Source organism: Kitasatospora sp. NPDC056181, from assembly GCF_042266225.1.
Lineage (GTDB): Bacteria > Actinomycetota > Actinomycetes > Streptomycetales > Streptomycetaceae > Kitasatospora.
Map to the genome: position 1 here is coordinate 1 of NZ_JBHJUK010000275.1, position 5137 is coordinate 5137.

General features: G+C 74.8%; 3 protein-coding genes. All 3 read left to right on the forward strand.

Annotation, left to right across the window (positions count from 1 at the left end; translation table 11 throughout):
* The coding region (locus ACFC1F_RS42525) for an amino acid adenylation domain-containing protein (protein WP_376167093.1) at nt 1-3035 on the forward strand (3035 nt) is incomplete at its 5' end.
* 6 nt (nt 3036-3041) lie between these two features.
* Nucleotides 3042-3614 (forward strand): phosphopantetheine-binding protein, encoded by a 573-nt coding sequence (locus ACFC1F_RS42530; protein ID WP_376167095.1) that lies wholly within the window; start codon nt 3042-3044, stop codon nt 3612-3614.
* Nucleotides 3614-5137: condensation domain-containing protein (locus tag ACFC1F_RS42535; protein WP_376167097.1), on the forward strand; the 1524-nt coding region annotated here is incomplete at its 3' end. The genes ACFC1F_RS42530 and ACFC1F_RS42535, both read left to right, overlap by 1 nt.

The window sequence follows — 5137 nt, forward strand, 5'->3', positions numbered from 1 at the left end:
ACCGCAAGGCGCTGCCCGCCCCCGCGTACGCGGCCGGCGTGGGCCGCGGGCCGGCGGACGCGCGGGAGGAGCTGCTCTGCCAGGCGTTCGCCGAGATCCTGGGTCTGCCCGCGGTCGGGGTGGAGGACGACTTCTTCGCCCTCGGCGGGCACTCCCTGCTCGCGATGCGCCTGGTCGGGCGCGTCCGGACGGTCCTCGGCGTGGAACTGTCGGTCCGGGCGCTGTTCGAGGCGCCGACGCCCGCCGCCCTCGCCGCCGCCCTGGGCCAGGCCGGCACGGGCCGCACCGCGCTCGCACGCCAGGAGCGACCGGAGCGGGTGCCGCTCTCCTTCGCCCAGCGCCGGCTCTGGTTCCTGGGCGAGCTGGAGGGGCCGAGTGCCACCTACAACACGCCGACGGCGCTGCGTCTGAGCGGTGCGCTGGACCGGGACGCGCTCGCCGCCGCCCTGCGTGACGTCCTCGGGCGCCACGAGGTGCTGCGCACGGTGTTCCCCGCGGTGGACGGCGAGCCCCACCAGCGGATCCTCGCGGTCGAGGAGGCAGGGTTCCGCCTGCGAACCGTCGAGGTGACGGCGGCGGAGCTGGACGCGGCCGTGCGTGACGCGGCCGGGCGCCCGTTCGACCTGGCCGCTGAGATCCCGTTGCGGGCACGGCTGTTCGTGCTGGGCCCGGAGGAGCACGTCCTGCTGCTGCTCGTCCACCACATCGCCACCGACGGCTGGTCGACCGCGCCGCTGGCCCGCGACCTCTCCTCGGCCTACACCGCGCGGCTGGCCGGCCGGGCCCCCGACTGGGCGCCGCTGCCGGTCCAGTACGCCGACTACGCCCTGTGGCAACGCGAGCTGCTCGGGGTGGAGGGGGCGCAGGACAGCGTGCTCGCCGGTCAACTGACCTACTGGCGTTCGGCGTTGGCCGGCCTCCCGGAGGAGCTGGAGCTTCCCGCGGACCGGGTCAGGCCGGGAATGGCCTCGCACCGCGGCCACCAGGTGGCCGTGGACGTTCCGGCCGGGTTGCACGAGCGGCTCCGGGAGCTCGCGCGGGAGCGCGGGGTGACCCTGTTCATGGTGCTGCAGTCCGCCGTGGCGGTGCTGCTCAACCGGCTGGGCGCGGGCGAGGACATCCCGATCGGCTCGATGGTCGCCGGGCGGACGGACGAGGCGCTGGACGACCTGGTCGGCTTCTTCGTCAACACGCTCGTCCTGCGCACCGACCTCTCGGGCGACCCGACGTTCGCCGAGGTGCTGGAGCGGGTCCGGGAGCGGGGCCTGGACGCCTTCGCCAACCAGGACGTGCCGTTCGAGCGGCTGGTCGAGGAGCTCTCCCCGGCCCGGTCGCTGGCCCGCCACCCGCTGTTCCAGACCATGCTGACGATGCAGAACACGGGATCGGCCTCGCTGGCGCTGCCCGGTCTGCGGGCGGGCGCGGTGCCGGCCGGTCCGGCGGCGGGCAAGTTCGACCTGGACCTGAGCTTCGGCGAGCTGCTGGACGCCGAGGGGGCGCCGGCGGGCCTGCACGGCGTGCTGATCGCGGCGGCGGACCTCTTCGACGCGGGCACCGCCCGGCGCCTCGCGGACCGGCTGGTCCGCGTGCTGGCCGCGCTGGCGGAGGCGCCCGACGCCCCGGTCCGGAGCATCCGGGTCCTGGATCCGGACGAGCACCGCCAGGTCGTCGAGGAGTGGAACACGACGGCGCGGGCCGTGCCGCCGAGGACGGTGGCGGGGCTGTTCGCCGCCCAGGTGGCGCGGACGCCGCAGGCGGTGGCGGTGGTCCTCGGCGACACCGAGCTGTCCTACGCGGAGCTGGACGCGCGGGCGAACCGGCTGGCCCGGCTGCTGATCGGCCGTGGTGTCGGCCCGGAGTCGGTGGTGGCCGTCCTGGCCGACCGCTCGGTGGAACTGGTGGTCGCCTTCCTCGCGACCTGGAAGGCCGGGGCCGCCTGCCTGCCGCTAGACCCGGCGCACCCGGCCGAGCGGATCGCCCTCATGCTGGCGGACACGTCGCCCGTCTGCGTACTGACCACCACGGCGAACGCGGGCTCGGTCCCGGGCCCGGCGCCCCAGGCCCCCGGCCTGCCGGTCCTGGTACTGGACGGGCCGCAACTCGCCGCCGAACTGGCCGGCTGCGACCCGGCGGAGGTGACGGACGCCGACCGCACGGGGGCGCTGTCACCGGAGCACGCCGCGTACGTCATCTACACCTCCGGCTCGACCGGACGGCCGAAGGGCGTGGTCGTCCCGCACACCGGGGTGGCCGCCCTGCGGCGGACGCAGGTCGAGCGGTTCGCGGTCGACGGGGCGAGCCGGGTGCTGCAGTTCGCCTCGGTCGGCTTCGACGGCGCGGTCTTCGAGATCCTGCTGGCGCTCTGCAACGGAGCCCGGCTGGTGCTGGGCACAGCACAGGAGCTGCTGCCCGGGGCGGGGCTGACGGAGCTGGTGGCGCGGCACGGGGTGACGCACCTGCTCGCGCCGCCCGCCGCGCTGGGGGCGCTGGACCCGGCGACCCTGCCGTCGCTGTCGACGGTGGCGGCGGTCGGCGAGGCCCTGAGCGGTGAGCTGGTGGCGCGCTGGGCGGACGGCCGGCGCTTCCTCAACGGCTACGGGCCGACCGAGACGACGGTGGCCGCCGCCGTGTCGGCCCCGCTGCGACCCGACGAGCAGCCGCACCTCGGCACGCCCGTCGTCGACAGCCGGGTGTACGTCCTCGACGATGCGTTGCAGCCGGCGCCGCCCGGGGTGGCCGGCGAGGTGTACGTGGCCGGCGCCAACCTGGCGCGCGGGTACGCCGGGCGCGCGGGGCTGACGGCGGAGCGGTTCGTCGCCTCGCCGCTCGGCGCCGCGGGCGAGCGGATGTACCGCACGGGCGACCGTGCGCGGTGGACGACGGACGGGCGGCTGGTGTTCGCCGGCCGGGCGGACGAGCAGGTGAAGATCCGCGGGTTCCGGGTCGAGCCGGGCGAGGTCCAGGCCGTGGTCGCGGACCACCCGGGTGTGACGCAGGCGGCGGTGGTCGCCCGTGAGGACGTCCCCGGCGACTAGCGGCTGGTGGCCTACGTGGTGCCGGCGGAAGCTCCCGCCGGAGCGTCGGCCGATGCGTCGGCCGATGCGGCGGTCGACGCGCCTGCCGCCGCTCCGGCCGCCGGGCAGGCCGCCGCGGCCTCCGCCGAACTGGCCGAGTCCGTGCGCCGCCACGTCGCCGACGTGCTGCCCCCGTTCATGGTGCCCTCGGCGGTGGTGGTGCTGGACGCGCTGGCGGTGACCGTGAACGGGAAGCTGGATCGCAGGGCCCTGCCCCTCCCGGACTACACGGTCGTCGCGGGCACCGGCCGGGGCCCGGCGAACGCGCGCGAGGAACTGCTCTGCGAGGCCTTCGCCCAGGTCCTGGGACTGACGGTGGTCGGGGCGGAGGACAACTTCTTCGCACTCGGCGGCCACTCGCTGCTCGTCGCCAAGCTGGCCAACCGGGTCCGCGCGGCCTCGGGGGTCGAGGTGCCGATCCGCGTGCTGTTCGAACTGCCGACGCCGGCCGCACTGGCCGCCTGGCTGGCAGATCAGGCTGGTATTCAGAAGAAAGCTAGGCCGGCACTGCGGCCGATGCGTAAGCAGGAGGAGTCCTGATGATTCCGTTGTCGTTCGCGCAGCGCCGGTTGTGGTTCCTGAGCCAGCTGGAAGGTCCGAGCGCCACCTACAACATCCCGATGGCCCTGCGCCTGACCGGGGACCTCGACCGCGGGGCACTCGACGCCGCCCTGCGGGACGTCATCGGCCGCCACGAGGTGCTGCGGACCGTCTTCCCCGCCTCCGGGGGCAGGCCCCACCAACGCATCCTGGACGCCGGCGAGACCGGGTTCGAGCTGCCGTTCGCGGCCGTAGCCCCGGAGGAACTGAAGGCCACGATCGCCCGGATGGCGGCCGAACCGTTCGACCTGTCCACGCGGATACCGGTACGGGCCCGGCTGTTCAGGACCGCCGAGGACGAGCACGTCCTGCTGATGGTCCTGCACCACATCGCCGGCGACGGCTGGTCGCTGGCACCACTGCTGAGGGACATCTCCACGGCCTACGCGGCGCGCCGTGCAGGGGGTGCGCCCCAGTGGGAGCCGCTGCCGGTGCAGTACGCGGACTACGCCCTGTGGCAGCAGGAGGTCCTCGGCTCCGAGGACGACCCGGAGAGCGTCCTCTCCGAACAACTCGCCTACTGGCGCACGGCGTTGGCCGGAATTCCGGAGGAGCTGGAGCTGCCGGCCGACCGGCCGCGCCCGGCGGTGGCCTCGCGCCGGGGCCTGAGCGTCCGGCTGAACCTGAGCGCCGACACGCACCACCGGCTCGTCACACTGGCGCGGGAGCGGGGGGCGACCCTCTTCATGGTGCTCCAGAGCGCCCTGGCGGTGACCCTGTCGCGTCTCGGCGCGGGCACCGACATCCCGATCGGGACGGCGGTCGCCGGGCGTACGGACGAGGCGCTGGACGACCTGGTCGGCTTCTTCGTCAACACCCTGGTGCTGCGCACCGACGTGTCGGGTGACCCGACGTTCGGCGAGGTGCTGGAGCGGGTCCGGCAGACCGGCCTGGACGCGTTCGCGCACCAGGACGTGCCGTTCGAGCGTCTGGTGGAGGAACTGGCACCGGTCCGCTCGCTGGCCCGTCACCCGCTGTTCCAGGTCATGCTGACCGTGCAGAACAGCACCGCCACCGGGGGCGGTTCGACCGGTGGCGGATCGACCGCGGACGCCACCGGGCTGCGGATCAGCTCCCTTCCGGGGGAGACGGACGCCCTGGTGGCCAAGTTCGACCTGGACGTGGCTGTGGGGGAGGCGCTCGACTCCCGGGGCGCCCCGGCAGGCCTGGAACTGACCCTCACCGCGGCAGCCGACCTCTTCGACGCCGGGACCGTTCGGCGAGTGGCCGATCACCTGGCCGGCGTCGTCGACACGATCGCCGACGCACCGCAGACCCGCCTCTCGGCCGTTGAGGTGCTGGGCGCGGAGGAGCGCCGGCAGGTTCTGGAGGGGTGGAACGACACGGGTCGTGTGGTGCCGGGGGCGCTGGTGCCGGCGTTGTTCGCGGGTCGGGTGGCGGGGTCGCCGGGTGCGGTGGCGGTGGTGTTCGAGGGTGTGGAGGTGTCGTACGGGGAGTTGGAT